This is a genomic window from Sphingobacterium cellulitidis (assembly GCF_043187465.1).
GTDB classification, from domain to species: domain Bacteria; phylum Bacteroidota; class Bacteroidia; order Sphingobacteriales; family Sphingobacteriaceae; genus Sphingobacterium; species Sphingobacterium cellulitidis.
The window spans coordinates 1,142,696-1,168,411 of record NZ_CP171136.1; the positions used below are offsets into that span (position 1 = coordinate 1,142,696).

Here is a 25,716-nt window from a genome sequence, read left to right on the forward strand (position 1 = left end):
TTTTATTTTGTTTCTTTCTTAGGTAGCAATACCTCATCTATCATACCAAATTCTTTGGCTTCAGCGGCACGCATCCAATAATCACGATCTGATGACTTCTCAACCCAGTCATATGTCTGGCCGGAATGATCAGCAATAATCGTATATAATTCTTCTTTTAATTTCAACATCTCACGTAAGTTGATCTCCATATCCGCAGCAACACCCTGTGCACCGCCTGATGGTTGGTGGATCATAACTCGTGAATGACGTAATGCAGCACGTTTACCTTTTGCACCCGCTACTAATAATACCGCTCCCATCGATGCCGCCATACCTGTACAGATAGTCGCAACGTCCGGAGAAATATATTGCATGGTATCATAAATACCTAATCCAGCATATACACTACCCCCTGGAGAGTTGATGTAAATCTGAATGTCGCGTTGTGCATCAGTCGATTGTAAAAACAACAACTGCGCTTGAACGATATTAGCAACCTGATCATTGATCCCATCTCCTAAAAAGATAATACGATCCATCATCAAGCGTGAAAAAACGTCCATCTGAGCTACATTCAATTGACGCTCCTCAATAATATAAGGTGTCAAGTTGCTCGGAATCTGTTGTTGTAACCTAGAAATATAACCATCTACATGTTGGCTACCAATTCTATGATGCTTAATCGCATATTTTCTAAATTCGTTCTTATCTATATTCATTGTGTGTCCTTCTGTCTTTAAACTACTAATATAATATTTATTTTAATATCCAAAATCTTCCTGGTTAAAAGATGGCAGTTCCGTTATAAATGTGAAATTCTCCTGCTCGAAATTTATTCTACAATAATAATGCTCAATTCCATTACTGACTAAAAGAAGGGGAATTTTATAAATACTGTTGTAATTTGCGATCTGTTCGAAGACTTTTTCTGTTATTTTGACAGACGGAGCCTTAAATTCTGCCAAAAGTACGCGTGATCCCTCGCGGTTATAAATCACCAAATCACTGCGCTTTTGTAACTCGTTTATGGATAATCCGCCTTCGATCTTCATCAACGCCATCGGATATTGATAATGCTTGTTCAAATGACTTACCCAGTGTTGTCGTACCCACTCCTCCGGTGTCAACAACAGATGCTTCTTCCGCAGCTCGTCGAAAATGTAATACTGATCCTGTTTTTTGCTGATTTTTGCCGGAAAGGGCGGTAAGTTCAAAGGAACTGGTCTAAACATTTACAAAATTACGAAATTTTCCAACCTTTTCCAACTCCCAAAAGTCTATCTATTTTCGTACTTTCGTACAGCATGAATGTCCAAACCATATTATCTGATATCAAGAAAAAAAAACTAGCACCCGTTTACCTGTTGCATGGTGAAGAACCCTATTTTATCGACCTGATTTCCGATGCTATCGAACATTCTGTCCTGGATGATGCCCAGAAAGGATTCGACCAATCCGTCGTCTATGGAAAGGATACTGATTTTTCAAATATCATCAGTATGGCCAAACGTTATCCCATGATGAGCAATCATCAGGTAATCGTGGTCAAAGAAGCCCAAAACCTCAAATGGAAAGATGATGATTTGCTGCAAAAATATCTGGAGCAACCTACACCAACCACTGTTTTAGTCTTTGCACATAAATACAGCAAGTTTGATAAGCGGAAAAAATCTTTCAAATTGCTGGAGAAAGCAGGGGTGGTCCTTGAGTCAAATAAGCTCTACGATGATAAGGTTGCGGCATGGATCAGCGAACAGTTGCAAGCTTCTGGTCGGAAATTACATCCTCAAGCTGCGGCATTGATGGCCGAATATCTGGGAACCGACCTTTCTAAGATTGCCAATGAAATCGAAAAACTGCAATTGAATATTGCAGCAGATAAAGAAATTACAACCACGGATGTGGAACAAAATATTGGTATCAGTAAGGATTTCAATGTTTTCGAATTGAATACAGCTCTTTCAAAACGGAATGCCTTGAAAGCATTTCAAATCGTTGATTATTTTGCGGCAAATCCCAAAAGTAACCCCATGCCTGTAGTGATAGGATCTCTGGGGACTTACTTTACCAAAATTCTAAAATACCATTACCTGCCTGATAAATCCTCAGCTGCAGCTGCCAAACAACTCGGAGTTCATCCTTTCTTTGTGAAAGAATATGAATACGCTGCCCGGAATTTTAACCGCAGGAAGACCTTCGAAATTATTCATCTCATCAAGGAATTCGATCTGAAATCCAAAGGAATGAATGTTGGTCATCTCACTGAATCCGGAGACCTCTTGACCGAATTGATCTATAAAATCTTAAACTAATTCTTATGCGTAAGTTACTTGCTGTGTTATGCCTGTCCTTGCTTGGCCATCTCGGCTTTGGACAAAACACCTATTATACTGTGATCCAAGCTGGTGGAAATATTGGAATACAAATTCCTAAATACGAAGGTAGTTTCAATGGCTATTCCTTGCATTTTATTTTTGGAAGGAATTTGAATGAAAAAGCATTTCTAGGTTTAGGTCTAGGGAATGAAACACTTCGAGGAGATTATTCTAAATCTGCTAACACTGCGAATGAAGATGTAAGGACGATCAAATACGATCGTAATTTATTCCCAATCTTTATTGATGGTCGATTGCCGTTTATGGATTTTGGTTTGGTATCCAAAGTAGGAGCTTTAGCCAATGTAGGTTATGCTCCAAGCATAGGTCCAGTTTATGATAGAGGATTTATGGGAAAAGTGGGATTCTTCTATTTGTATGATTCTATTCGCAAAACAAAGTTTACCGTTTCCGCAACGTATGCGGTCCAACAGTTACGCGGAAATTTCTATGAATCCAACTTTACCCACCAACATATCAACCTCTCTGTAGGTATTATGTTGAAATAAGATATTCTAATCCATAAGATTGATCCCGACAACTAGTTAGGATAAAATTTTTTTTTAAAAGGTTCTCCATTCTAAAATATAGATGGAGGACCTTTTTTTATTGTATACTAATTCATGAAAAATTCAAGTATAATTCGTCCTACTACCGGATTTTTGCCGGACTTTCTTCGGACCTTCTCCGGACATTGGCCGGAAAAATTCGAACAAGGTCCGGAGAAAATCCGGCGCATTATCGAATTTGACCTTAAGTTGTAAGGTGCTTATAGAGGTCTTCAAAAAACAAATGGAATGGATTTTTTATTATCCATTATTAGGGGATGTTCCCAAAAAGATTCAATCACATGAAACTAGAAAAAGATAAACTTGATATTCAATTAGGAACGGAGTTGAATAAGGAAGGTATTTCTATTGAAGTGACCAAGGATGGGCCTTATGTTTTACATGGAAAAGCCCAGATTATTCAACAGTTTATCATTGCTAATAATGCCGGAATCTCAATCGCTTATCAGGAGGGTAAAGAATATAAAGCAGAGGATACCGACACCTACTTATGCCGATGTGGCCTTTCAAAAAACAAACCCTATTGCGATAATTCCCATTTGAAAGCAAGAGAAAATGGGGTTAATCTAACCGAGACAGCGACCTTCAAACCGGAATTCGTTACTGCCGAAATTATTGAAGGACCTGTAGTTTCCTTATCTGATGATGAGAAATTATGTGCATTTGCTCGATTTTGTGATAATGGGCAACGGATCTGGAATGAGGTGATGGAGGCGAATCATGAATCTGTAGAACTAAGTGTATCCATGGCTCATCATTGTCCTGCAGGTAGATTAATCGTTTGGGATGGAGGAAAGCCAATTGAAGATAAGGATATCAAAGCTCGAGTAGGATTGATCGAGGATATGCCTAACAGTTGTGCGGGACCTTTGGCATTATGGGGAGGGATTCCCCTGAAGAGTGCTAATGGTAAATATTATGAAGTTCGGAATAGACAGACCTTATGTCGCTGTGGGCAATCGTCCAATAAACCATTTTGTGATGGAACACATGCATCCATGGGATTTCAGGATGGATTAGATAAACAGCCAAATCTTGATGGAGAGGTTTATTAGGAAGATTAATTGGAATCACACTAACTATTATCAATAATTCCGAGAAAAGAAGACTCTGGATTTTGGAAGTAAAGCAAAAAATAAAAAGGCTCGTTCAATATTGAACGAGCCTTTGAGATTATGGAGTTAACTACTACTAGTGCGCACTTAAACTTTTCTTTTTCTCCTCATCGAAGTTAGCTTCAAGTTCAGCTAATTTCTTTTTACCATAGGCCATTCGGGTAATTACCACGAATAGTACTGGTACAATAAAGATAGCAAGGAAAGTTGCTGCGGTCATACCGCCAAATACTGTCCAACCGATAGTCTGTCTGGAAACTGCACCTGCACCTGTTGACAACATCAAAGGAATAATACCTAAGATAAAGGCTAGGGAGGTCATGATAATCGGACGAAGACGAAGTTTTACAGCATCTAAGGTTGCTTCGACCAGGTTCATTCCAATATCGACCCGTTCCTTGGCAAATTCAACGATTAGAATCGCATTCTTCGCCGCCAAACCGATAATGGTAACTAATCCAATCTGAGCATAAATATTGTTATCTAGTTTTGGTAACAAGGTCAAGGCTAGGATTGCACCGAAAATACCCAATGGTACCGATAATAAAATCGAGAATGGTACAGACCAACTTTCATATAAAGATGCCAATAACAAGAATACAAATAGGATACAGAGCGCAAAGATCTGTATGGTTTTACTACCTGACTGTTTCTCTTGCAAGGACAATCCTGAGAATTCGTAAGAATATCCATCAGACAAAGTTTCAGCTGCTACTTCTTCCAAAGCGCGGATAGCATCACCCGAAGAATAACCAGGGCCAGCTTCACCGGATAATTGGATCGAACGGAAGATATTAAAGTGGTTTACAATCGAAGGATTGGTCGTCAATTCATATCTTACCAAGTTTGAAATAGGAACTGGTTGTCCTTGTACATTCTTCACATATAATTTATTGATATCCTCAATATGCATACGGTAGCTGGTATCAGCTTGCGTTACTACACGGAAGTTACGTCCGTATTTAGTGAAGTCATTCACATAACTACTACCCAAATAAGAAGATATCGTACTGTAGATATTGGAAACAGGAACCCCCATTCTTTTAGCCATTTCACGATCCACCTGTAACTTATAGTTTGGTGAATTACTGTTGAATAGGGTATAAGCCATTCCAATTTCTGGACGTTGATTAGCTGCGGCAAGGAAACGACCTACCATTGCTTCAAAGTCCTTAATGTCGACGGTTTGTCTATCCTGAATCTCCATGGTAAAACCACCCGCTGTACCTAAACCAGGAATTGGAGGCGGAGTTGCCGCAATAACCGTTGCCTTAGAGTATCCACGGTATTTTCCCATGATAGCACCTGTGATTTCTGAAACTGTTTTTTCTCGTTGATCCCATGGTTTCAAGGAAACGAATAGGGATGCACCATTCGGTTTTGCTGAACGGTTCAATAAGTTCATACCATTAATGGAAGTCACATAGTTGATTTCTGGGAAAGTTTCCCTTAAATCATTGGTAAGTTCGGTCAAGACCTCTTCCGTACGGGCACTTGAAGCACCCTCAGGTAAACTTACCCCCATAAAGAAGATACCACCATCTTCGTTTGGAATAAATCCGGCTTTCTTGGCACTGAACATCCAGCCTGTACCTACGAAAATACATACCAGGATAATTAATACCAATGGTGCTGATTTAATAGCTTTTTTAACCCCTTTGGAGTATCTGTAAGTCACTTTATCAAACCAAACGTTGAATTTATAGAAGAACTTGTTCAAGCCTTTAGAATCCTTCGTTGTTGCAGAAGGTTTCAACATGATTGAACAAAGTGCTGGAGTCAAGGAAAGTGCAATAAATGCAGAAAGCATTACGGATACGGCAATGGTTATCGCAAATTGTTGATACAATTTACCTACCATCCCTGGGATAAAACCTACCGGAACGAATACGGCTGCCAAGATCAATGCAATCGCAATTACCGGCGCTGTAATATCTTTCATCGCACGCATAGTTGCTTCTTTCGCATCCATCTTATAATGGTCGATATAATGCTGGACGGCTTCCACCACAACGATCGCATCATCCACCACAATACCAATGGCGAGTACGAATGCTAACATCGTCAAGTTGTTGATGGAGAATCCAAACATCGTAAAGAATATAAACGTACCGACAATGGATACTGGAATCGCCAATAATGGAATCAATGTTGCTCTCCAGCTTTGTAGGAAGAAGAATACCACCAAGGTTACCAAGATCAAGGCTTCAATCAAGGTGTGAATTACGGAGCTGATGGATGCATTTACCACCGAAACAGTTTCATAACCCACTACATAATCAACACCAGTAGGAAATGATTTTTTCAATTCCTCCAAGGTTTCGTAAATTCCGTCAGCTGTTTGTACAGCATTTCCTCCAGGTGTCTGGGAAATCATCATACCTGAAGCCGTATTTCCATTCACTTTATTGGTAATACCATAGTTGAATTGTCCCAATTCAACTCTAGCAATATCTTTTAATAAAACAATGGATCCGTCAGCATTAGTTTTTACAACAATGTTTTCAAACTGGTCAACTTCTTCCAAATCGGAGTCCATTACAATTGGGTATTCAAATACCTGCATGTTTTCTTGCGGACGAGCACCTACGGAACCACCCGGCATACGCGAGTTTTGCTCCTGAATCGCAGTGTTTACATCTGCTGGTGACATCCCGATATTTGCTAATTTATTAGCATCTAACCATACTCGCATGGCAAATGGTTGTCCAAATGCTTGCACATCACCTACACCTGGAACACGTAATAAAGCGTCTTTTAGGTATAAGTTGATGTAGTTGGATAAGAAATTGATATCACGGCTACCATCTGGAGATACCAAGGATACCATCATCAAGATATCCGTATTTACCTTACGAGTGGTTACCCCTAATCGACGTACTGCCTCTGGCAATACGGGTTCAGCAATACTCACACGGTTCTGAACATCCAGCGTCGCGATATCGATGTCTGTACCTACTTCAAAGGTTACTGTAATCCTAGATCCACCATCCGAAGTACTGTTGGAACTCATATAAATCATTCCTGGAGTACCGTTGATCTGGCTCTCAATAGGCGTAGTTACTGTTTTTTCTACAGTTTGAGCATCCGCGCCCGTATAGGTCGCTGAAACAGAAACCGTAGGCGGAGCAATATTGGGATATTGACTGATTGGTAAGGTTGTGATGGCGATAACCCCAATGATCGAAATCAAAATGGAGACCACCATCGCCGTTACCGGTCTTTTTATAAATACTTCTGAGATCATTCTTTAATATTTTATAGGAATAGCACTTATTTTTTTGGTTGAGCTTGTGGTTGTTGTGGACTCATTGTTGCTTTGTCCACTACTTTTGCACCTGGTTTCAAAGATGAAACTCCGTCAACGACGATTTTCTCACCTGGGTTAACACCTTTTGAAATCACCACTCTATCGCCTAATTTCTGACCTAAGCTTACTTGTTTCAAATCAACTGTATTACTATCTGTAACGGTGTAAACAGAGAAGGAACCTAATTGCTCGAAGATCGCACGGTAAGGAATTACCACGGCTTCTTCTTTGGAAGTACTCACAACATTTAAGTTTAAGTTCATTCCGGCGCGTAAGGTATTGTTCGGATTATCAAATGTTGCTCTCACCTTCAATGTACCTGTTTGCGGATCTACAGCGCGGTCGATTGTTGAAATGCGGCCTTGGGAACCATAGGTACTAGCATCAGGAAGGGTTAAGTTAATTTCTGTGCTTGCTTTTCCGGATTGAAGGTTGCTGAATTCCATAATTTCTTTTTCATTGATTTGGAATTCAACTGCAATCGGGTTAGTCGAACTAATGGTATTCAATAAGGTAGTTCCCGCAGAAACCAAAGCTCCTGTACGAACTTGTGAAATACCAATATTACCTGAGAATGGAGCAACGATGCTTGAACGTTGTAAGTTGACTCTAGCCGTAGTTAAAGCGGCTTCTGCTGCTTGAACCTGTGCTTTTTGATTATTGACATCTGTAAATGCATAATCTAATGTTTGTTTAGCAATCGCATCTTTTTCTGCTAAAGTTTGATAGCGTTGCAAGTCTTTTTCAACACGAGCTAAATTGGCTTTTGCGATTTCTAGATTTGCTTTTGCCTGGTCTACGGCAGCAGCATAACGAACTCTGTCGATTTCATATAATTTCTGTCCTTTGCTCACAAAAGCACCATCAGCTACATTGATACTGGTAATATAGCCAGAAACCTCAGCTCTGATTTCAGTTTCTTGAAGAGGTACTACGTTTGCCGGGTAACTGTGTTGACCGGAAACAATTTCATGTTGGACAACAGCCATAGTAACCGGCATAGCTTGAGCTTGCATCTGACCAGGACCACCTTGCTGTTTTGCGCCTTCTTTGTTGCCACATGCTGTAAAAAACAGTCCTGAGCCTAAAAGTATCGTGGAAAATAAACGAGTCGTATTCATATTGTGTCGTAATTTCTTGTATATTTTGTTGCGGTTGATTGTATTCTTAATTATTAATTTGAACAGTACCCAAAGCTTGTTGAATATCTAGCTTACTAGATAATACGGCATACAGGGAGTTCAAGTAGTTCAGTTGACTGGTTTTCAAATCTGTTTCTGCAGTCATTAATTCCAGGTAAGTTTTTACCCCTGCATCATATTGTAATTTGATGGTGTTATACACCTCTTCGGATAACTCAACATTTTCCTTTGCATTTCTCCATTCGTTGATGTTTGCGCGGTAAGCTGCCATCGCTGCCGAGTATTGTGCACCAATTTGGTTTTCCAAATTTTCGATGTCCATATCAATTCTGGATTCTTGCAATTCAGATTTTCTAATTTCCTGAATCCGCTTTCCACCTTGGAAAATAGGGAAGGTCAGGCTTAGTCCAATGCTAGACTGTGGGAAATTATCAGAATATAAATCCGAGAATGTATTGTTTCTATAGTTAAGCCCGTAGTTTGCAAAAGCACCTAGTTTAGGTAGGAATTGCCATTTTTGATATTGGGTATTTAACTTCTGGATATCCTTGATAGTCTGCAATTGTTTAAGTTCAACGCGATTATTGAAATTTAAAATTTCGGTCGTATCCATTAAGACATTGGATTCCATGTTTTGATTTTCAAAAGATAGCGTCAAACCATTATTAGGATTCATGCCAAGCAATGTTTTTAGAAAATCATATTTATATTTTCTAAACTCAAGCGCTGTTTTCAATTCCGCTTTCGCATTATTCAATGAGATTTGCGCTCTTTTATAATCCGTTTTATCAACTAAACCAGTCTCGTAGCGTGCATTTGCTTCGGTGTACTGTCTATTCAGACGAGCGATATTTTCTTGAATGATATTGATTTGTTCCTCACTGGTCAAGATATCATAATAAGCTTTGCTGACATCAACAACGGTATTGATCTTGGTGTCTTCTACACTTAGATTATTTTGTTGTCTGATATATTTGGCAGCTCTATTTGCTTGGAACAAGCCAGGGTTAATGATTGCCTGATCAGCTTGAAAAGTCAATGCGGAAGTATTGCTCTGACCCATTGCAATGTTTTGACCATTGATATTGGCTGTTGGTAATTGCAGAAAATGGGTTAGACTACCATTTGCATTAATTTGTGGAAACCATCCAGAAAGGGCAGAAGCAATTTCACGTTCACCAATTTCCTGATCAATCTTTGCTTGTTTGATTTCGATTTTGTTTTCCAATGCATATTGGATTAATTCATCCAATGTGGCATTACTGTTAAGGTTATTTGTCGTTTGGGCAAATACAGATCCTACAGAAATCGCAGTGAAGGAAAGGTATACTACTAAGTCCTTAATTTTAAAATTCATATATATTATTTTTTAACCCCGTTCCAAATGATTTCTACCATGGTTTCAATTTCTTCGTCGGTAGGTTTTGTTTTTTCATATAAACTGCCTCTAACCAGGGAGATAGCGACTCCTAGATAGGCTGATATTAATAGTCGAACATTTAAATCTTTTAAATGTTTTAAGCGTACCCCTTCCTCCAAAAAATGCATTAGAACGTTTCTTTCTGATTTTTGTTGGAAAAGATTACTTCGGATACCTTCATAGAAAGGTGAGCCATAAAATTGTTCTAAAAATCCGAAGTGGTCTAAGTTGTCCAAATAGTAAAGGACTAAGTTTCTCCAGATTTCCTTGAATCGTTTTTCGTATGCGAATGTAGGGTTGACGATTGAAAAAACTTTATTATTAAGTTTTTCTTTACAATACCAGTATAATTCTAAGATTAAATCCTCCTTAGACGGGAAATAATGATAGATCGAGCCTACTGCTACATCGGCATCCTTAGCAATTTTACTCATCGGGGATCCGTGGAACCCATGAATATTGATAAGCTTTAATGTGCTAATGAATATCTGCTCTTTTTTTTCTGTCAATTGAATGTTCATTCGGTTGCAAATGTAGGCTTTTTTTTACGCTAATTTTGTCACGTATTCGTTATAATGGCGATTAATTTATTCCAATGTTAACAAATTGTTAAATATTCAAATTACTCTTGACTGGTGTAGTTTTTACACTTACCTTTGTAGTATCATAATTTAGGTTTATAATTGGTTATTAAAGGTTTTCATTCTCCCCGTTTGAAAACCTTTTTCTTTTTATAGGAATTGAGCTAAAGTATTGATAATGAGGGGTTGCAGGGGTTGTTTCTAGGAGGTGAAAAGAAGAGTTCAATTGATCTAGATCAATGCCTGATCAAGAATCTTCACAAGATTAAATTCCCCAAAAAATAAAATTTCTTGAGGTCTAAAGACCAAATTTCTAAAATTTTTAATGGAAAAATTAGGTTGAAAAAAAGAATATTTTTCTCTAGGAGGGATTTGATTTTGGTAAGCCCAAAAGTTATTGACCGAGATGAATAATTTTATTTACAATTCTTTAAGAATTCTTCGATTTCTTCTTTCTTGAAATGAGTTTTGCTATCACCGAAATAGGTGGTGACATATGTAAGGACATAGGCAATATCAACCGCTGAGAGTTCAGGTACTCCAGGCATTTGTTGGTTATAGGTGACATTGTTGACTTTGATTTCACCAGACATTCCATTTTTTACAATGCAGGCGAGTTTGCTTCGATTTTCATTTAAGTACTGAACATCGGTTAGTGGGGGGTATAGTTTACCTAATCCCTCAGCATTGGCACCATGACAGTTTTGACAATGCTTGACATAAAGTTTTTGACCATTGGTAGCATATTGCATCGTTTCCACACTTAAGTCTGAATTACAAGAAAACAAGAAGTAAAGCATGGAAACGAGGCATATTGTGCCGAAAGTGAAGCGATTAATCATTATTTATATTCCGCTAGAATAACATCAAGATCTTCCAAAAATTGTTTGACCTGTTCGTCATTTGTCCCATCATAGGCACCACGAATTCTTTTCTCAGGGTCAATAATGACTAAATAACCTTGGTGGTCATAACCCCCAGGAGCATTTGCATCCTCCTTGGTATAAACCATGTATTTCTCAGCAATACCATAAATATCGGCCTTGCTACCAGTTACAAATTGCCAATGATCATCGTCTACTCCTAATTTCGTAGCATAGTCTTTAAGTACAGAAGGTTGATCGTATTTAAAATCAATGCTATGGGAAAGGAATGCAATTTTATCATTGCCTTTATATTTTTCATAGGCCTTCAGCAAATTACGTTGCATCGTCGGACAGATACTAGGACAATGTGTAAAGAAGAAGTTGGTAACATAGATTTTATCTTTAAAAAAATCTTGGGTGATAGTGGTGCTATCCTGATTCAAAAAAGAAAAATTTGGAATCGTATGGTAGATGGTATCTACGACTTTTTTGCCATCGACTTCTCTTTCCACAGGAGAACGTTCGCCATAGATGGGAAGTTTCCGTTCAGTTGGTCCGCAAGAAAATAATAAGGTAGTACCTAAAGCCACTGCTAATACTCCGCCTAAATACTTTTTCATTGGAATAAGGGTTTTTAGTTAAATGCTGCTAATGAAGTTTTAATTTGTTCCGAAACGCGTTCAAATTGTTTTTTCATAGATGTAATTTTATCTACTTCCTTTTGTTGGTAGGTTTCATCCTCATTCATGGCGTCATAATCTTTCATCCAAGTCATCATATGGTCGGTTGCATCTTCGATGCTATCTTTTAGATTGGTCAACTCAACACGAGTTTTTGCAGTATCCAAATCAGCTTTGCTGGTTTTGATGGTTGCCAAGTTCGTGATGATAGAATCAATAACGACCGTTGTTTTGTCGAATTGCGATATTTGAGGCATGATTTCATCATGTATTGCAATTGCTTGCTCAGAAAGTTTTTGATCCTTGTTTTCTACTTGTTTGTTTTGACAAGAAACAAAAGCAAAAGAAATTGCTGCACTTAATACGATTAATTTTTTCATGATTAATTAAATTATAGTTCAATACTCGATTTCTCAGTTTGAGTAGGAGCAGGATTTAATGATTCAAAATTGAAGTCGAGGTCACGGATATAGATTTCATTATGAGCTACTGCGCATAATGTACCATGTTTATCAAAGACCTGTGTTTGAAAGGTTCGAACGACTTTGCCCTCTTTTCGAATGGTTCTCAAGGTTTCGTCCAGAGTTTCTTGGTTTAATTTAATATTGACTTCCAGGTCAAACTTCCCTGGTTTTATGTAATCAATATGGGCGGTTTTTAACCAAGCAACTGTTCTCGTAATACCTTGATGTTTGAAATATTGATCCAAAAGGATGGGGTAGAATGGATCGATGGCGGAAAAGATCGTTCCTCCAAATATGGTTTTATTAGAATTAATATTGAGCAGACTTCTGTTGATTTTAACTTCGGCGCCCAAGAAATTATCTAAAATCTTCCGCACCCAAATGCGTTGGAAGAAAAATGGTGGGTACAATCGCAAGCCCCATTTTAAAGTATTTGGAGATACTTTCATGGGCGTAAAAGTACAGTTAATTTCTAAGAAATAACATCCTTCTATTGTAATAAAAGATTCTGAGCCTTATATTCAATAAATATTCCTGAATTATGAACCCTAAGGATGCCAATAAGAATGTTTGGATATTAATTTTCGTAGCCGCGCTAGGCTATTTTGTGGATATCTATGATCTCATTATTTTTTCGATCGTACGGATTCAATCCTTTACGGATATAGGCGTTGCTGCCGATCAAATGCGTAGCAAAGGGGAGTATGTACTGAATATGCAAATGGGAGGTTTGTTGATTGGAGGAGTGATTTGGGGTGTATTAGGGGATAAATATGGTCGATTGAAGGTCTTATTTGGTTCCATCCTGTTATATTCCATCGCCAATATTGCCAATGGCTTTGTTCAAGATGTGACGACCTATGGTATTATTCGGTTTATTGCAGGGATAGGATTAGCGGGCGAACTCGGGGCAGGCATTACCTTGGTTTCTGAGTCCATGCATCGGAAGAAACGGGGCTATGGAACCATGATAGTTGCTGGAGTAGGTGTATTGGGAGCCATCCTGGCTTATTTTATCTCCGAATGGTTTAGTTGGAGAACAGCCTATTTTGTTGGAGGCGGGATGGGGATCCTATTGCTTTTTATGCGGGTTGGCGTTTTGGAGTCGGGCATGTTTTCTTCCTTGGAGAACAAGTCTGTGCAAAAAGGAAAGATTTCCATGCTGTTTAATAACGGACCTCGATTCCGAAGGTATTTATATTGTTTATGTATTGGTCTACCGATCTGGTTTGTAGTGGGTGTCTTGGTGACTCAGGCTCCTGAGATTGGTCAGGCATTAAATGCTCAAACCACTTTAAGTGCAGGGAAGGGGGTAATGTTTACTTATCTGGGAATCTCATTAGGTGATTTTATGGCAGGCTGGATGGCACAGATTTTTAAATCCAGACGTAAGGTTGTATTTATTTATCAAATTTTGATTTTGCTATTCTCCTGTATCTATCTGACAAGACAGGGGATTTCAGAAAATGAATTTCTATGGTTAGCCTTTTTGATGGGATTGGGGGTAGGTTATTGGGCGACATTTATTACCATTGCGGCGGAGCAATTTGGAACCAATATCCGTTCGACAGTTACTACCACAGCACCTAACTTTGTTAGGGGAGCTTTAATTCCATCAACCTTATTATATGGAGTATTGGTAAACTGGGTAGGAATAATTTATGCGGCAATGATTATGATCGTTCTGCTTTCCTTTATCGCAATATTTGCTTTGACAAGACTCAAAGAAAGTTTTGATAAGGATTTGGATTACGTTGAAGAGTAAGGAACCGAATTTAAAATTAATCAATTCGACCAGGGCACTTCTTGCATCTTTTGCCCTTTTTATATTTTTTACAACATTTTTTAAAGACAGCATCCCCATTGGAATTAAAAGGAGAATGGCCTTTTGAATTCTCAAATGGATTGTTTTCTAAAATATGCAGCTTGATCATGGACTCGTACATGATGCAAAGATAGCTAATTTAGATTAATTAAAAATAGTTAACCTATTCTTTTTCTTAATTCTGTAGCAATGTCGTTTGTGAAGGCTTGGATAATCAAAGGATCATCTACATTATTGTGAATAATCAGATCACATTCATCCCGATGTGGGAGTAAGTATTGATTATAAGAAGGAACCACATGGTTAATCCATTTGTACATGACATCGTCATGGTCGTAACCGCGTTCAATCAAATCTCTTCTTAACCTTCTTTCTAATGCTACGGGTTCATCAGCATCCAAGAAGATCTTGTAATCCAATAATTCATTGATCTCTTCGTAATGAAAAATAAAGAGTCCTTCTACTACTAAGATAGGGGCAGGATTGATCTCAAGCATTTTAGGCTCAAGGTCGGGGTTGTTGAATGTATATTCCTTTTGATATACTGTATTTCCATCAAACAGTTCTTTGATATGATGGAAAAATGCGGGTCTATCAATCGAAGTTGGTAAATCGAAGTTATAGAGTCTGTTTTCTTCCCTGGTTTTTGTGTTTGCAGGGATGTAATAATCATCTTGCGAAATCAAGGTGACTTCTTCTTGATTGAAATGATTTAAAAAACTTTTTAAGAAGAATGTTTTTCCAGAACCGCTACTTCCGGCGATCCCAATTACGTAGGGTTTGTCCATTTTTACGCTTGCACTAATTTACTGGAGCGCCGTAGGCAATTTCTATAAGGAATCGTTTATCAAGAGCTCCAATATAGGATGCTGCAGATTTTGAAAGAATCACAATAGCATCTCTGCTTTCTGCAGTATCGGAGAATTTTCCTACAACTTTGGCAAAGGTAACACTTTTTGTCAATGGGTTTGTAATTTTTAATATGGTTCCTACGGGTGCAGTACGGTGTAAGGCTAAATTACTGCGACCACCAGACTCAAGGTTTTCCATCCAGATACCAATACCTTTTTCTTTTTTCTCACGGATACCATAACGATTGGTTTCGAATTCGATTTCTTCCTTGCTAATATTATCTGGGATTGGCAGATTGATCGATGAAGAAGGCACTTCCTTCTGGATAACGATGACATCACCATCAGGAATCTTTAAAGTTTGACCTTCTTGAAGCGTATCAGAATTCAAACCATTCAGTTTTTTGATATTATCGACCGTGGTTGAGAATCTTTTAGCAATAGAAAAAAGAGTTTCATTGGAACCGACCTTATATTCGGTTAATATTTTCGCTTCAATGGTTTTTCCATTTGGGTCTCCCAGAGGTTTTGATTCCCGTTCTTTATTGGTATTATTTTGAACTACTTGAGGTTTTTCATCCGGTTTTTTTTCAGGCTCCTTATAAGGGATATATACGGAGTCACCTACCCGAAGATTTTTTTTGTTGTTGGCATTCATAATATCCTTTACAGGAATGCCGTAAATCCGACTTAACTGGTAGTAGGTATCTTTTGCACTAACGCTATGTTCAATAAAAGTTTTTCCGTTTACTACTGTAGTTTTTTGACTTGGATTATTGGATTGTGCCTGAGCCAGAGATACTCCGGCGAATAAAAAAGTGGCAGAAAATATAATAATTGTCTTTCTGAAAGACAGGTTGAATACTCTTTTTCTCATCATGGAATGCAATTATACTAAATATGAAACAATTTCTCTCTTGTTAAAAGACATAAAAAAGACCTGACTCCCCAATTGGAAATAAGGTTGGGGAATCATTTTCTCCATGTCATGAAGTATGACTTGTTGATCTAGTATCTGGTTTAAATTACTTGTTGCTAGACAAAGGTCGTAGCGGGATTTGTTCTGTTTATGGTAGCACCAAAGGAAATGGTGACCACTTTTGCTAAGCCATAGCGGCCCTGTATTATGTTCTTGTTTTAAGAATCTTGGCGTTTGCTGTGAGGTAACAGGATATTGGATTTTATTACAAGCCATATCAAATTGGATCTCATTGGCATTGGCGTATTCACCGGATAGAATTTCTATGGCGATACTTTCTCCGGAAGAAATACTGCGGTGTCTGGCATGGATATAATCTTTGTAAACATCAATCAATACAAATTCATAGCTGCTAAAAATGACTTGGTTGTTTTCAATTTGAATGATTTGTATGCCTTCCTGCACAGGCGTTTGTTCACCGACTCTTTTCAGGATAAGGTGACCATTTTGAATAGAGTCCAGGGTCCATTCTTTTCCATCTGCTTGGCATGGATCCATTAAACAATTCCCTTGAAAATCAAAAGCGAAAAAAGAGGCATAGGTAGTTTCCACATCCCTAGTTTCCACAGCTATGTAGGGTTTGACGGAATCAATCTCTATTTTCCAGATATTCGTTGGGAATGCTTTCTCGAAAATTTTATTTATCGTATATTTAGTCATCCGATGACAAGCAAATTCGGTTAAAAATACTACTATGAACAAATTTACAAAATACATTTTAGGTATTCTCGTCATTTGCTTTGTGAGTTTCTTCCAAGCTAAGGCCCAGACGGTTTATTCTGTGCCCTTGAAGGAGGATATAGGTCCCAATGCATGGCGTACCATGAAAAATGCGATTAAGCAGGCGAAATTAAATAAATCAGAGTATTTGTTAATTGATCTTAATACGTTCGGCGGAGCTCTAAATTTTGCTGATTCAATTCGTTCTAGCCTATTAAACGAAAATCAGTTCAAAACTATTGTATATGTTAATAATAATGCGGCATCTGCTGGTGCATTAATCTCATTAGCAGCGGATTATATTTATATGCATTCTGGTTCAAGTTTGGGTGCAGCATCCGTAGTGAATCAAAATGGGGAAATATTACCTGAAAAATATCAATCCTATATGCGTGGATTGATGCGTGCCACTGCGGAAGCGAAGGGTCGTGACCCTAAAATCGCAGAAGCATTTGTAGATCCTGCTATTTCTGTTCCCGAGTTGAAGGAAGACGGTAAACTGCTTACTTTAACAGCATCTGAAGCTGTAAAAGTGGGGATTGCGAAAAAAGAGATTAAGAGTGAAGTAGACATCTTCTCTGATTTAAACATCGAAAAGCCTCAAATTCAAGAGCATCAAACCACCTGGGTTGACCATCTGATCGGTTGGTTAATCAATCCGTTGGTAAGTGGGTTGCTGATTATGGGGATTATCGGTGGAATCTATTTTGAACTTCAAAGTCCGGGGATTGGATTTGCACTGTTGGTTGCTCTGGTTTGTGGAGCGCTATTCTTTGCTCCATTGTACCTTCAAGGGCTTGCTGACAACTGGGAGATCGCCATCTTTGTTCTAGGAGTCATCCTATTAGTTCTTGAAATATTTGTGATTCCTGGATTTGGAGTCGCCGGAATTGCCGGAATTATATTAGTTTTATGTGGATTAGCCTTCTCAATGGTGGCTAATGATTATTTTGATTTTAAACTTACCCAACCAGGATTATTAATGAATTCCTTTATTATTGTAATAGGAGCTATGATTTTGACCATTGTATTAATGGTGATCTTCGGAAAAAATATACTTCAATCTCCTACATTTAAGAGACTTGTTCTGGAAGATGAACAAAAAGCTACGGAAGGTTATACCTCATCTGTGGCGAAACCTAATCTAATCAATAAGGTTGGGATTACTAAGACCGTTCTTCGTCCAGGTGGAAAAATAGAAATCGATAATGTGTGGTATGATGCGGTAGCCTTAGATAGTTATATCGATGTAGGTGAGGAAATCTATGTGGAGAAGCATGAAAACTACAACTTATTCGTCAGGAAGATATCTGAAAAGAAAGCATAAAACAAGAAAGCCCGGAATTTATTTCCGGGCTTTCTTGTTATTTATTTAATCTAGAATTTTGCGCCTAAAGTTAAGACTACATTGGTTCTAGTATTTGTTACATCTGCTGTTGGAGTTGGAGTGTTCCAGGTTTTAAAGGAATAAGGTGAATTTCCGTAGTTGAATTGTTTGTACTGCATTGCTGCAAGATCAATATACAATGATTGGGTAATCACATAACCGAAACCTAAACTTGCAATATAATCGTCTTGAGAGTCATATTTATATGGAGAACCTAAATAATGGAATCCAGCGCGAACTGCCAATTGATCTGTAATTAACAACTCGCCACCAATTTTTAAATTGAAAGCACCTTTAAAGGAGTTTTTAATCTGATAATTGGTTTCGGATTCAAATTGTAAGTCTGCATTAGCAACTATTTCACGGTATTTAATGGAAGCATAGTTTATATATTCCGCTTCAGCTGAGATTAAACCTTGTCCGAAGAATTTGGTTAGACCAATTGATGACTTCCATGGTGAAATAACTGCATAATCAAAGGATTGCCCATAGTTTTTGGAACCATATCCTGGGTGAAGGGAAGTCGTGGTATTGGCATCTTTATAATAATCTACCAAGGTTTCAATATTACTGTCCTCTTGAATTTCAGTCCAAGTAGGAGAGGTGATATTAACACCTATATTCCAATCCCACGTTGGCTTGTAAATAATACCTAAGCCTGCATTGATTCCGGTACCTTTTAAGGTAAGGTCATTAATGTCGGTCAGGTCGTAGGTAATATCAGTGTACTGATAAGCAGGGTTACTAGGTTTTGCAAAGTCAGTAGTTGGATTTTCAGCTTTGATTTCATCTGCAGTTTTAGTCCAGCCACTTTCTAGAAATGTGCTTTTGGAATCATAATTAAAGGATAGGAATCCAAAACGTGCACCGATATAGAGTTTATTGCCATAATTAGCACCGAAAGATACATTGGTATTGTACTTATAACCGGTGGTAATCAAGTCCATTTGCTGGTTTTTGTCATCAGCTTCAAGTGTAGTAGGAAAGTACCTACCACTATTAGCGGCACCTTTATCAACCAAATAAGAATTCCAGAAATCGCCAGCAAATTCAGCATCTTCATCCATGATGTCAGTATATGAATGAACGATTGAATTTTGGTTATTGGTTCCAGAATACTTTAAATTATCATTAAAGTTATTTTGCTTGTCGATACTAAGACCGACATTAAAATTCTGCCATCCAAAATCAGTATTATTATGCGTAGGGTAGTGGATTACTACACCAATATTTTCAAGGCCAAGCTTTCCTTTGGTTTGATTTACTGAATTACCGAAATAGGTAGTTTTGTTCTCATTGTTCAGGTAATTTAAGGAAATGGAGGCATCGGATTGTCCGTAGAAACCTAAGCCTGCTGGATTTCCTGAAATTGAACTAATATCTCCACCTAATGCCGTGTTTACACCACCCATTGCTTTGAAGCGGGCTGTACCATTTGTCAGATCACGAGAAATCATAAAGGTATTATCGACTAAGGATTGAGCTTGGATATTTGAATAATTAAAAGCTAATGCGAGAAAGGTTAGAGATAGTAATGATTTTTTCATATTATGTACTGGTTCTGTATGCTATATTGAAACAAGAATTGCTTCTTGAATATCTTTCTGAAAAAGGATAAATCGGTATGGCAAAATGGGAAAAAAGATATAGCCAATATTTAAAAATATTGGCTATATGTAATCCTTATTTATTAGCGTCTGCTTCCGCTTCTTCCTGAGGACGTTGCGCCACCACCGGAGCTTCTGCTACCGCCGCCGGAGCTACTTCCTCTACTAAATCCACCACCACTTGATGAGCTACCGCGGTCGAAGCTACCACTGCTTGGACGTGAAGGAGCCGATGATCTCGTGCTTGGTGCAGATGATCTAGTACTAGGAGCAGATGATCTAGAAGGAGTTCTTTGAATAGTTCCTTGAGATCTGCTAGAGCCTGATCTTGAAGATGGTGTTCTGTTGATTGTACCTTCAGATCTTGAACCCGATCTTGATGACGGAGTTCTATTGATAGTACCCTCAGATCTTGAACCTGATCTAGAAGATGGAGTTCTGTTGATAGTACCATCTGATCTTGAACCTGATCTTGAAGAAGGAGTTCTGTTAATAGTTCCATCTGATCTAGAGCCTGATCTTGAAGAAGGGGTTCTACCTACTGTACCACCAGATCTTGATCCGCTACGATTGGACGCGATGCCTGATCTGCTATTTACAAATCTACCGCTTGCATCTCTAGTCACACGACCACTATTATTTCTTGGGGCATAGTTCGGAGAATAACTTCTACCAGAAGCGATTCTGTTTCCGTAGTAGTTTCCACCGTATGAATTGCCATAGTAACCACCATTTCCATAGTAGTAAGGGTGTCCCCAGTAGCTATAGTAGGATTGAGGTCCCCAGTAGTTACCCCATCCGTAATAAGAAGGGTATCCAAATCCGTAGTATGGGCTTCCCCATCCCCAACCTAAACCATAGTATGGGCTTCCCCATCCCCAGCCGAAGGACATTCCAAATCCGGAGTTCCATCCGAATCCAAATCCAGAATAACCATACCAAGGGTCGAACCATGGATCATAGTACATCATTCCTGGGGAGTTGTAGTAAAATCTGTTGATACGGTTAGCATATTCTAACTCTTCAACACCACCTTCTACATAATCCTCATCTGAATAGTCATCGGCATAATACTCTGATTGTGCAAGGGATTCATCATCCGTGCCATCAGTATAATAGTAATCGGGACTTTGGTATACCGCTCCGTTGTCTCTATTATTGTAGACATCATCCCGGTAAACTGTCCGGCTAGAAGTCGAACAGGAGCTAAACAAAGCTGCAATCGCTAAAGTTAGCACTCCCAAAAATATCTTGTTGTTTTTCATGATTCTAAAACAGTTTAAATTCGATATTACAGTCATTAATTATTATCTTAGACCCGATTTTATCGTCAGGGTTTAATCTACCAATCAAAATTACAAATTATTTTTTTGCTTTGGTTATTTATGTGTTAAAGTACACTTAAACCCATGTTTTTGGTTAAAATACTATTTAATATTTCGAATGAGTAAAGGGATAACAAGCCGAAGCGAGGATTATTCGCAATGGTACAATGATCTGGTAATAAAAGCCGATCTAGCAGAATATTCTGCAGTAAGAGGATGTATGGTGATCAAACCATATGGATATGCAATCTGGGAAAGAATGCAAGCTGTTCTTGACAAGAGATTTAAAGAAACCGGACATTCTAATGCCTATTTCCCCTTATTTATCCCCAAGTCATTTTTCTCGAAGGAAGCATCGCACGTTGAAGGCTTTGCAACTGAATGTGCTGTAGTTACCCACTATAGATTGAAAAACGATGGTTCTGGAAATATTATCGTGGATGAGGATGCGAAACTGGAAGAGGAATTAATTGTAAGACCTACTTCAGAAACCATTATATGGAATACTTACCGCGGTTGGATTGAATCTTACCGTGACCTTCCAATTTTGGTGAATCAATGGGCGAATGTGGTTCGTTGGGAAATGCGTACTCGCTTGTTCTTGCGTACAGCTGAATTCTTATGGCAAGAAGGTCATACGGCACATGCTACCAGTGAAGAGGCAGTTGCAGAAGCAGAACAAATGCTGGAGGTATATGCTGAATTTGCAGAGAATACCTTGGCCGTTCCTGTTGTTCGTGGTAGAAAAACTGAGAATGAAAGATTCGCAGGTGCAATAGATACCCTTTGTATCGAAGCATTAATGCAAGATGGAAAGGCTTTACAAGCAGGTACATCACATTTCTTAGGGCAGAACTTTGCAAAGGCATTTGATGTTAAATTTACTTCGAAAGAAGGTAAATTGGATTATGTATGGGCAACATCTTGGGGTGTATCAACTCGCTTGATGGGCGCATTGATCATGGCGCATTCGGATGACCAAGGATTGGTATTGCCTCCGAAGTTGGCTCCAACTCAAGTGGTTATTGTTCCTATCTATAAAACTGAGGAAGAAAAAGCTAACCTTGATGCGTATGTTAATGAATTATCTGCTGCTTTAAAACAATTGGATATTCGCGTGAAATACGATGACCGTGATACCCAAAGACCAGGATTCAAATTTGCTGAATGGGAATTGAAAGGTGTTCCATTGCGTGTAGCTTTAGGTGCTCGTGATATGCAAAACGGAACAGTAGAACTTGCGCGTAGAGATACTCAAACCAAGGAAACTGTTCAACAAGCTGGATTGCCAGACCGTATTGCAGCTTTATTGAATGAAATTCAAGATAACATTTATAATAAAGCATTAACTTACCGTGATGAACACATTACAGAGGTTAATTCTTACGATGAGTTCAAACAAGTATTGGAAGAAAAAGGGGGATTTATTTCTGCACACTGGGACGGTACTGTAGAAACGGAAAAACGCGTTAAAGAAGAAACAAAAGCTACAATCCGTTGTATTCCTTTGGATGTAAAAGAAGAAGAAGGTGTTTGTATTTTCACTGGAAAACCTTCTAAACAACGCGTATTATTTGCGAAAGCATATTAAGAATAAAACATGAAAAACCTTTTAATCTTGGGTTGTGGATGGGTAGGTGAAGAGCTTGCTTACCATCTCAAAAGAAAAGGTTGGAATATCTGGGTGACAACCAGAACAGAAGAAAAATACCATCGGTTGAAAGCCGATGGTATTTTTGCATTTATCCATGATTTTGACAGGGACCTTTACTTGGATTTACCTGTTGATGTCAGTTTTGATGCTGTCTTAAATTCCATTCCAGCCAGCCAGAAAAATTCTGAAGGAGAAATTGAACATCGTTTTTCACATGTTTTTAATATTCTCTGCTCCGTAAATTATAAGAAACATATTTTCTTGAGTTCGGTAGGAGTATATCCGGATTTGGATGGCACCTTTAATGAAACATATCAGGAAGAAGAATTAATGTCTCCTAAATTAAGGATGGCGGAGAAGAAAATGATGAGTTTGCCTTATAGTATGACCTTTCGATTAGGAGGTTTATTTGGTAAGAATCGGATTTTTGGAAAGTATTTTCAGGATAAAATAGTGAGTACTGGAGATCAACCAGCTAATTTTATCCATCTTGATGATGTTGTCGGATTGATTGAGCAAGCTTTGGAAAATAATATTCCATATACCTATTATAACCTTGTTGCTCCGGAGCATCCTTTGAAGAAGGATGTTATTTTGCGGAGTGCGCAGAAATATATGTTCAGTTACCCTTCAGCATTCGAGCCAAGCCATAGTTTTCAGAAGATTGTCCAAGGGGATAAGATCATAGATTTGTTGAATTATGAGTTTAAACACCCTTCTCCATTAGAATTTTAATAACTTAGTCAGAAAATAAAAAGCATATGAATTACAAATTTGCAACCAAGGCAATTCATGCCGGACAGGAGGCAGATCCTACAACTGGCGCGGTGATGACGCCAATATATCAAACCTCTACTTATCAGCAAAAAGCACCTGGTGATCACAAAGGTTTTGAGTATTCACGTGGTACAAACCCTACGCGTAAGGCTTTGGAAGATTGTCTTGCTGCATTGGAAAATGGTAATTTCGGTTTAGCTTTCTCAAGCGGAATGGCAGCGACGGACTGTGTTCTGAGATTGTTGAAGCCAGGAGATGAGGTGGTAACAGGGGATGACCTATATGGTGGTTCCTACAGAATCTTTACGAAAGTATATGAGCCACTTGGAATTGTTTTCAAGTTCGTTAATACTTCGGATGTAAAAGCTGTTGAAGATGCTATCACCGATAAAACAAAATTAATCTGGGTTGAAACTCCAACAAACCCAACATTGAAGTTGGCGGATATTGAAGCGATTGGAAAAGTAGCTAAAGCAAAGAACATTCTTTACGCAGTTGATAATACATTCGCTTCGCCATACCTTCAGAATCCATTGGATTTAGGTGCCGATATCGTTATGCATTCTGTAACCAAATATTTAGGAGGTCACTCGGATGTGGTAATGGGTGCTTTGATCGTGAATGATGAAGAACTTTACAAACAACTTTGGTTTTACTATAATGCATGTGGGGGAACTCCAGGACCACAAGATGCTTTCTTAGTATTGCGTGGTATTAAAACCTTGCACCTACGTATGAAAGCACATTGTGAGAACGGCAGAAAGGTTGCTGAATATTTGAAGAACCACACTAAAGTAGAGAAAATTTATTGGCCAGGATTTGAAGATCATCCAGGACATGATGTTGCCAAGAAACAAATGAAAGATTTTGGTGGAATGGTTTCTATCGTACTTAAGGGTGCTGATTTAGCAGAGACTTTCCGTATTGCTTCTGGATTTAAGGTATTTACACTTGCAGAATCATTAGGTGGGGTTGAATCTTTGATCAACCATCCTGCGACCATGACACATGGTTCCATTCCAAAAGAAACCAGGGAGAAAGTAGGAGTAGTAGACAATTTATTACGTTTATCGGTAGGGATTGAAGATGCGGAAGATCTGATTGCAGATTTGGAACAAGCCCTATCACGTTAAATTATTGTAATTATTATTTTATTTGCACACAGACTTTTGTACATTTGTGCAGCTTTAATAGGAGATTATCAATTATGGAAAATACAACTGTAGAAAGACCAGCAAAACATACGGACAATAATGCAAACCGTACTGAATATTATGTATCATTAACTGTTGCGATCGTAATCGGATTAGTAGGAGTGTTTATTCGTTTTGTACCGGATGTAATCCCAGCGTTGGATCAAATGGGTTCTTTATTCTCTTGGGTTGCTAACATCGCAATTCTAGTTGCTTCTTTCTTAGCATTCAAAGTTGTTTTTGCAATCTTAGGATTCAGCAAAAAATAATTGTAAGAAAATATAAAAAGAAAGGGCTAAACAGAAGTTTAGCCCTTTCTTTTTATAGTATTTAGTAGTAAGTGTTTAGTATTTAGACTTATGGCTATCTATATGAAATGATAAAGGGGCAATTTTCATTGCCCCTTTCTTTATTTTTTTGTATAAATACTAAATACTAAATACTAAATACTAAATACTAAATACTAAATACTAAATACTAGTTTAAGATTGACCAAGTTGACCAAGGAATTCTAGTCAGGATTAAAATCAATCCAAGGATGTAGAAAATGATCACTGTTTTATTGGCAGCTTTTTGATCCGTAAGTTTTTTTGCTTTTGAATAACCCATTGTGATCAAAACAAGTGCGATGATCATCATAATTGGATGCTCAAGAAAGTATAATCTCAAATCTCCATTTTTCATGTTTTCACCGGAAAAGCTACTTAATCCTAGTGGGGATACGAAATAAAGTATGATCCCAATTAATCCCTGAATGTGCGCACTGATTAAACCGATCAATGCAATTTTACGGTTGTAGGGTTTGTTTCCGGCGTAATTTGCTATTGTAATTAAAATAGCAACCACTAAAGCTATTAACAATACAATAGCTAAGGTAGAGTGTAGATGTTTCAT

General features: G+C 38.2%; 26 protein-coding genes. 10 read left to right on the forward strand and 16 right to left on the reverse strand.

Annotation, left to right across the window (positions count from 1 at the left end):
• Positions 1 to 2 precede the first annotated feature (2 nt).
• Complete coding sequence (gene clpP, locus ACF3OC_RS04950; protein ID WP_094255054.1) at positions 3 to 701, reverse strand: ATP-dependent Clp endopeptidase proteolytic subunit ClpP; 699 nt, start codon at positions 699 to 701, stop codon at positions 3 to 5.
• A gap of 42 nt (positions 702 to 743) precedes the next feature.
• Entirely contained in the window at positions 744 to 1,214 is a 471-nt protein-coding gene (locus ACF3OC_RS04955) for a type I restriction enzyme HsdR N-terminal domain-containing protein (protein WP_094280892.1), read from the reverse strand.
• Positions 1,215 to 1,286: 72 nt separating this feature from the next.
• On the opposite strand from ACF3OC_RS04955, the gene holA reads away from it, so the two are divergent.
• The 4 genes from holA (at position 1,287) to ACF3OC_RS04975 (ending at position 3,981) form a co-directional block, all read left to right on the forward strand.
• Positions 1,287 to 2,294, forward strand: a complete 1,008-nt coding sequence (holA, locus tag ACF3OC_RS04960) for a DNA polymerase III subunit delta (protein ID WP_094255052.1) — start codon at positions 1,287 to 1,289, stop codon at positions 2,292 to 2,294.
• A gap of 5 nt (positions 2,295 to 2,299) precedes the next feature.
• Positions 2,300 to 2,866: a hypothetical protein gene (locus ACF3OC_RS04965; protein WP_094280893.1), complete on the forward strand. Its 567-nt coding sequence runs from the start codon at positions 2,300 to 2,302 to the stop codon at positions 2,864 to 2,866.
• A gap of 114 nt (positions 2,867 to 2,980) precedes the next feature.
• Positions 2,981 to 3,121, forward strand: a complete 141-nt coding sequence (locus ACF3OC_RS04970) for a hypothetical protein (RefSeq protein ID WP_179221473.1) — start codon at positions 2,981 to 2,983, stop codon at positions 3,119 to 3,121.
• A gap of 86 nt (positions 3,122 to 3,207) precedes the next feature.
• Positions 3,208 to 3,981 carry a CDGSH iron-sulfur domain-containing protein gene (locus ACF3OC_RS04975; RefSeq protein WP_094280919.1) on the forward strand — a complete coding sequence of 258 codons (774 nt, stop codon included), beginning with the start codon at positions 3,208 to 3,210 and terminating at the stop codon, positions 3,979 to 3,981.
• Between the two features lie 136 nt (positions 3,982 to 4,117).
• On the opposite strand, the gene ACF3OC_RS04980 is transcribed toward ACF3OC_RS04975, so the two are convergent.
• The 8 genes from ACF3OC_RS04980 to ACF3OC_RS05015 form a co-directional block, all read right to left on the reverse strand.
• On the reverse strand, positions 4,118 to 7,288 hold the full coding sequence (locus tag ACF3OC_RS04980) for an efflux RND transporter permease subunit (RefSeq protein WP_392471031.1): 3,171 nt from the start codon (positions 7,286 to 7,288) through the stop codon (positions 4,118 to 4,120).
• Positions 7,289 to 7,314: 26 nt separating this feature from the next.
• On the reverse strand, positions 7,315 to 8,472 hold the full coding sequence (locus ACF3OC_RS04985; protein WP_094280895.1) for an efflux RND transporter periplasmic adaptor subunit: 1,158 nt from the start codon (positions 8,470 to 8,472) through the stop codon (positions 7,315 to 7,317).
• 46 nt (positions 8,473 to 8,518) lie between these two features.
• Positions 8,519 to 9,850, reverse strand: coding sequence for a TolC family protein (locus ACF3OC_RS04990; protein ID WP_094258860.1), 1,332 nt, complete (start codon positions 9,848 to 9,850; stop codon positions 8,519 to 8,521).
• Positions 9,851 to 9,855: 5 nt separating this feature from the next.
• Positions 9,856 to 10,434: a TetR/AcrR family transcriptional regulator gene (locus ACF3OC_RS04995; RefSeq protein WP_094258859.1), complete on the reverse strand. Its 579-nt coding sequence runs from the start codon at positions 10,432 to 10,434 to the stop codon at positions 9,856 to 9,858.
• A gap of 476 nt (positions 10,435 to 10,910) precedes the next feature.
• On the reverse strand, positions 10,911 to 11,336 hold the full coding sequence (locus tag ACF3OC_RS05000) for a cytochrome c (RefSeq protein ID WP_094258858.1): 426 nt from the start codon (positions 11,334 to 11,336) through the stop codon (positions 10,911 to 10,913).
• Positions 11,336 to 11,980 (reverse strand): SCO family protein, encoded by a 645-nt coding sequence (locus ACF3OC_RS05005; protein WP_094258857.1) that lies wholly within the window; start codon positions 11,978 to 11,980, stop codon positions 11,336 to 11,338. The genes ACF3OC_RS05000 and ACF3OC_RS05005 overlap by 1 nt, the downstream gene beginning before the upstream one ends.
• Before the next feature lie 14 nt (positions 11,981 to 11,994).
• Positions 11,995 to 12,420 (reverse strand): hypothetical protein, encoded by a 426-nt coding sequence (locus tag ACF3OC_RS05010; RefSeq protein WP_094280896.1) that lies wholly within the window; start codon positions 12,418 to 12,420, stop codon positions 11,995 to 11,997.
• Between the two features lie 11 nt (positions 12,421 to 12,431).
• Positions 12,432 to 12,953 (reverse strand): DUF4442 domain-containing protein, encoded by a 522-nt coding sequence (locus tag ACF3OC_RS05015; RefSeq protein WP_094280897.1) that lies wholly within the window; start codon positions 12,951 to 12,953, stop codon positions 12,432 to 12,434.
• 92 nt (positions 12,954 to 13,045) lie between these two features.
• On the opposite strand from ACF3OC_RS05015, the gene ACF3OC_RS05020 reads away from it, so the two are divergent.
• Positions 13,046 to 14,269 carry an MFS transporter gene (locus ACF3OC_RS05020; protein ID WP_094280898.1) on the forward strand — a complete coding sequence of 408 codons (1,224 nt, stop codon included), beginning with the start codon at positions 13,046 to 13,048 and terminating at the stop codon, positions 14,267 to 14,269.
• A gap of 218 nt (positions 14,270 to 14,487) precedes the next feature.
• Here ACF3OC_RS05020 and ACF3OC_RS05025 read toward each other — a convergent pair whose 3' ends face one another.
• Genes ACF3OC_RS05025 through ACF3OC_RS05035 form a run of 3 tightly spaced genes read right to left on the reverse strand, consistent with a single transcriptional unit; the run spans position 14,488 to position 16,819 of the window.
• Positions 14,488 to 15,117 carry a uridine kinase gene (locus tag ACF3OC_RS05025; protein WP_094280899.1) on the reverse strand — a complete coding sequence of 210 codons (630 nt, stop codon included), beginning with the start codon at positions 15,115 to 15,117 and terminating at the stop codon, positions 14,488 to 14,490.
• Positions 15,118 to 15,130: 13 nt separating this feature from the next.
• On the reverse strand, positions 15,131 to 16,060 hold the full coding sequence (locus ACF3OC_RS05030; RefSeq protein WP_094280900.1) for a LysM peptidoglycan-binding domain-containing protein: 930 nt from the start codon (positions 16,058 to 16,060) through the stop codon (positions 15,131 to 15,133).
• A gap of 9 nt (positions 16,061 to 16,069) precedes the next feature.
• Positions 16,070 to 16,819, reverse strand: coding sequence for a hypothetical protein (locus ACF3OC_RS05035; protein ID WP_094258851.1), 750 nt, complete (start codon positions 16,817 to 16,819; stop codon positions 16,070 to 16,072).
• A gap of 34 nt (positions 16,820 to 16,853) precedes the next feature.
• Between ACF3OC_RS05035 and ACF3OC_RS05040 the strand changes: the two genes are divergently transcribed.
• The gene (locus ACF3OC_RS05040) at positions 16,854 to 18,206 is read left to right on the forward strand and encodes a nodulation protein NfeD (RefSeq protein WP_094280901.1); all 1,353 of its coding nucleotides are present in this window, start codon (positions 16,854 to 16,856) and stop codon (positions 18,204 to 18,206) included.
• Positions 18,207 to 18,256: 50 nt separating this feature from the next.
• On the opposite strand, the gene ACF3OC_RS05045 is transcribed toward ACF3OC_RS05040, so the two are convergent.
• Together ACF3OC_RS05045 and ACF3OC_RS05050 are read right to left on the reverse strand one after the other, a co-directional pair.
• Positions 18,257 to 19,813: an OmpP1/FadL family transporter gene (locus tag ACF3OC_RS05045; RefSeq protein ID WP_094280902.1), complete on the reverse strand. Its 1,557-nt coding sequence runs from the start codon at positions 19,811 to 19,813 to the stop codon at positions 18,257 to 18,259.
• A gap of 143 nt (positions 19,814 to 19,956) precedes the next feature.
• A complete protein-coding gene (locus ACF3OC_RS05050; RefSeq protein WP_256962539.1) occupies positions 19,957 to 21,138 on the reverse strand; it encodes a hypothetical protein in 1,182 nt (393 codons plus the stop codon).
• Between the two features lie 178 nt (positions 21,139 to 21,316).
• Between ACF3OC_RS05050 and proS the strand changes: the two genes are divergently transcribed.
• The 4 genes from proS to ACF3OC_RS05070 all read left to right on the forward strand — a co-directional run bounded on the left by proS (position 21,317) and on the right by ACF3OC_RS05070 (position 25,091).
• The gene (proS, locus tag ACF3OC_RS05055) at positions 21,317 to 22,789 is read left to right on the forward strand and encodes a proline--tRNA ligase (RefSeq protein ID WP_094280904.1); all 1,473 of its coding nucleotides are present in this window, start codon (positions 21,317 to 21,319) and stop codon (positions 22,787 to 22,789) included.
• A 9-nt stretch (positions 22,790 to 22,798) separates the two neighbouring features.
• Positions 22,799 to 23,587 (forward strand): NAD-dependent epimerase/dehydratase family protein, encoded by a 789-nt coding sequence (locus ACF3OC_RS05060; RefSeq protein ID WP_094280905.1) that lies wholly within the window; start codon positions 22,799 to 22,801, stop codon positions 23,585 to 23,587.
• Positions 23,588 to 23,613: 26 nt separating this feature from the next.
• Positions 23,614 to 24,762: a cystathionine gamma-synthase gene (locus tag ACF3OC_RS05065; RefSeq protein ID WP_094280906.1), complete on the forward strand. Its 1,149-nt coding sequence runs from the start codon at positions 23,614 to 23,616 to the stop codon at positions 24,760 to 24,762.
• A gap of 74 nt (positions 24,763 to 24,836) precedes the next feature.
• The gene (locus ACF3OC_RS05070) at positions 24,837 to 25,091 is read left to right on the forward strand and encodes a hypothetical protein (RefSeq protein WP_094258844.1); all 255 of its coding nucleotides are present in this window, start codon (positions 24,837 to 24,839) and stop codon (positions 25,089 to 25,091) included.
• Positions 25,092 to 25,299: 208 nt separating this feature from the next.
• On the opposite strand, the gene ACF3OC_RS05075 is transcribed toward ACF3OC_RS05070, so the two are convergent.
• Complete coding sequence (locus ACF3OC_RS05075; RefSeq protein ID WP_094280920.1) at positions 25,300 to 25,716, reverse strand: hypothetical protein; 417 nt, start codon at positions 25,714 to 25,716, stop codon at positions 25,300 to 25,302.

Coding starts and splice junctions, on each gene's coding strand:
- clpP (WP_094255054.1), bottom strand. CDS start 701: ATGAATATAGATAAGAACGAATTTAGAAAATATGCGATTAAGCATCAT.
- ACF3OC_RS04955 (WP_094280892.1), bottom strand. CDS start 1,214: ATGTTTAGACCAGTTCCTTTGAACTTACCGCCCTTTCCGGCAAAAATC.
- holA (WP_094255052.1), top strand. CDS start 1,287: ATGAATGTCCAAACCATATTATCTGATATCAAGAAAAAAAAACTAGCA.
- ACF3OC_RS04965 (WP_094280893.1), top strand. CDS start 2,300: ATGCGTAAGTTACTTGCTGTGTTATGCCTGTCCTTGCTTGGCCATCTC.
- ACF3OC_RS04970 (WP_179221473.1), top strand. CDS start 2,981: ATGAAAAATTCAAGTATAATTCGTCCTACTACCGGATTTTTGCCGGAC.
- ACF3OC_RS04975 (WP_094280919.1), top strand. CDS start 3,208: ATGAAACTAGAAAAAGATAAACTTGATATTCAATTAGGAACGGAGTTG.
- ACF3OC_RS04980 (WP_392471031.1), bottom strand. CDS start 7,288: ATGATCTCAGAAGTATTTATAAAAAGACCGGTAACGGCGATGGTGGTC.
- ACF3OC_RS04985 (WP_094280895.1), bottom strand. CDS start 8,472: ATGAATACGACTCGTTTATTTTCCACGATACTTTTAGGCTCAGGACTG.
- ACF3OC_RS04990 (WP_094258860.1), bottom strand. CDS start 9,850: ATGAATTTTAAAATTAAGGACTTAGTAGTATACCTTTCCTTCACTGCG.
- ACF3OC_RS04995 (WP_094258859.1), bottom strand. CDS start 10,434: ATGAACATTCAATTGACAGAAAAAAAAGAGCAGATATTCATTAGCACA.
- ACF3OC_RS05000 (WP_094258858.1), bottom strand. CDS start 11,336: ATGATTAATCGCTTCACTTTCGGCACAATATGCCTCGTTTCCATGCTT.
- ACF3OC_RS05005 (WP_094258857.1), bottom strand. CDS start 11,980: ATGAAAAAGTATTTAGGCGGAGTATTAGCAGTGGCTTTAGGTACTACC.
- ACF3OC_RS05010 (WP_094280896.1), bottom strand. CDS start 12,420: ATGAAAAAATTAATCGTATTAAGTGCAGCAATTTCTTTTGCTTTTGTT.
- ACF3OC_RS05015 (WP_094280897.1), bottom strand. CDS start 12,953: ATGAAAGTATCTCCAAATACTTTAAAATGGGGCTTGCGATTGTACCCA.
- ACF3OC_RS05020 (WP_094280898.1), top strand. CDS start 13,046: ATGAACCCTAAGGATGCCAATAAGAATGTTTGGATATTAATTTTCGTA.
- ACF3OC_RS05025 (WP_094280899.1), bottom strand. CDS start 15,117: ATGGACAAACCCTACGTAATTGGGATCGCCGGAAGTAGCGGTTCTGGA.
- ACF3OC_RS05030 (WP_094280900.1), bottom strand. CDS start 16,060: ATGATGAGAAAAAGAGTATTCAACCTGTCTTTCAGAAAGACAATTATT.
- ACF3OC_RS05035 (WP_094258851.1), bottom strand. CDS start 16,819: ATGACTAAATATACGATAAATAAAATTTTCGAGAAAGCATTCCCAACG.
- ACF3OC_RS05040 (WP_094280901.1), top strand. CDS start 16,854: ATGAACAAATTTACAAAATACATTTTAGGTATTCTCGTCATTTGCTTT.
- ACF3OC_RS05045 (WP_094280902.1), bottom strand. CDS start 19,813: ATGAAAAAATCATTACTATCTCTAACCTTTCTCGCATTAGCTTTTAAT.
- ACF3OC_RS05050 (WP_256962539.1), bottom strand. CDS start 21,138: ATGAAAAACAACAAGATATTTTTGGGAGTGCTAACTTTAGCGATTGCA.
- proS (WP_094280904.1), top strand. CDS start 21,317: ATGAGTAAAGGGATAACAAGCCGAAGCGAGGATTATTCGCAATGGTAC.
- ACF3OC_RS05060 (WP_094280905.1), top strand. CDS start 22,799: ATGAAAAACCTTTTAATCTTGGGTTGTGGATGGGTAGGTGAAGAGCTT.
- ACF3OC_RS05065 (WP_094280906.1), top strand. CDS start 23,614: ATGAATTACAAATTTGCAACCAAGGCAATTCATGCCGGACAGGAGGCA.
- ACF3OC_RS05070 (WP_094258844.1), top strand. CDS start 24,837: ATGGAAAATACAACTGTAGAAAGACCAGCAAAACATACGGACAATAAT.
- ACF3OC_RS05075 (WP_094280920.1), bottom strand. CDS start 25,716: ATGAAACATCTACACTCTACCTTAGCTATTGTATTGTTAATAGCTTTA.